Annotated in this window: 1 protein-coding gene; it reads left to right on the top strand. The window is 67.1% G+C overall.

Annotated features, from left to right (window positions below; all coding sequences use genetic code 11):
* The first annotated feature begins 120 nt into the window (after window positions 1-120).
* Window positions 121-1,518, top strand: a complete 1,398-nt coding sequence (locus Q8814_RS26020; RefSeq protein ID WP_330154811.1) for an IS1380 family transposase — start codon at window positions 121-123, stop codon at window positions 1,516-1,518.
* The last annotated feature ends 161 nt before the right edge of the window (window positions 1,519-1,679 follow it).

Raw genomic sequence — 1,679 nt, 5'->3', positions numbered from 1 at the left:
CCTGGAAAATTCGTGGTTGTTCACCGATCCGAGCATGTAGATAAGCGAAAGCGCCTGTCCTGCAGGGCATAATGGGACTTCTCTAGGGTTCCATCACGCAGGCGGGAAGGCACTTCGCAGGTGAAGAATAACGCAACGGGTTCACGGGTGAAAGTCTCCGCCGACGGACACGGTGTGCTCTCGCATGCCGGGGTGGGAATACTGCGGGAAATGGCGGACCTGACAGGCCTGTCCGCGCAGGTCACGGCGGTGCTGGCCGACACCTACCGCGGACCATGGAACTATTCCCCAGGTACGGTGTTCGCCGATCTGGCTGCCGCGGTCGCCGACGGCGCCGACTGCGTGGACGTCGCCGCACAAGGATGCGGCGGGCGCGAGCACGTGTTCGGCCCGTCCGCGTCGACGACCACGATGTGGCGACTGCTCGACCAACGGATCGACTCCGCCCACCTACCCGGCATCCGCGCCGCCCGGGCAAGGGCGCGGGAGCAGGCCTGGGCCGCCGGGGCCGCCCCACCCGATACGGGGTGGCTGCGTATCGACATCGATGCCACCATCACCATCGATCATTCCGACGGCAAAGAGAATTCGGCTGCGACCTGGAAGAAGACCTACGGCTTCCACCCGTTGCTGGCGTTTTTGGACCGGCCCGACATCGCCGGCGGGGAAGCCCTGGCCGGGTTGCTGCGCCCGGGCAACGCCGGGTCCAATACCGCCGCCGATCACGTCACCGTCCTCGGCTGGGCACTCGAGTCGCTGCCCCCGGCATTTCGACCCGATCCGCACGACCCTGCCGGACAGAAGATTCTGGTCCGCAGCGATTCGGCCGGGGCAACGCACGCGTTCGCCGATGCCTGTCGCGCCGCCGGAGTCGGCTTCTCCTTCGGTTTCACCATCGACGATCGTGTCCGCGCTGCCGCCGAAACCCTCACCGCACGAGCGGCGTGGACGGCGGCGATCGATGCCGACGGCGAGGTCCGGGACGGTGCCTGGGTGGCGGAGGCCACCGATCTGGTCGGTCTCGACGCCTGGCCGACCGGCACCCGGTTGGTGCTGCGCAAGGAACGCCCGCACCCGGGGGCGCAGCTACGCTTCACCGATTCGGACGGGCACCGGATCACCGGGTTCATCACCGACACCGGGAGAGGGCAGGTCCCCGGCGGGTTGGCCGGGCTGGAGTTGCGGCATCGTCAGCATGCCCGGGTCGAGGACCGGATCCGGCAGGCCAAAGCGTCCGGGCTGCGCGGGTTGCCGTGTCACCGGTTCGACGCGAACGCCGCGTGGCTCGAGGTCGTCCTGACCGCGACCGATCTGGTCGCGTGGACGAAGCTGATCGGTTTCGGTGAGCATCCGGATCTGGCGCGCTGTGAGATCGACACGTTCCGCTACCGGGTGTTGCATGTCGCGGCTCGGATCACCCGTGGAGCCAGGGCGGTCCGCGTGCGGATCGACGCGAGTTGGCAGTGGGCACAGGCGATCGCGGATGCCTGGCAACGAATCCGTTGCGCTTTCACCTGACCGTGCTTCCCTAACCGAACAAGATGAAAGATACTTCCCGGACCGTGGAACCGGGCTCCCACCCGAGCGGTGTCGGGTGCATCCTCGTGCCCTGACACTGAAATCAGCATCGAACGACGCAAACCCGACCTCCGGTCAGGCCGCGCGAAAAATCGAGGCTA

It is taken from the genome of Rhodococcus chondri (genome assembly GCF_036327435.1).
Lineage (GTDB): Bacteria > Actinomycetota > Actinomycetes > Mycobacteriales > Mycobacteriaceae > Rhodococcus > Rhodococcus chondri.
The sequence above is the reverse complement of the archived record's forward strand: the minus strand, read 5'-3'. Positions and strand labels throughout refer to the sequence as shown.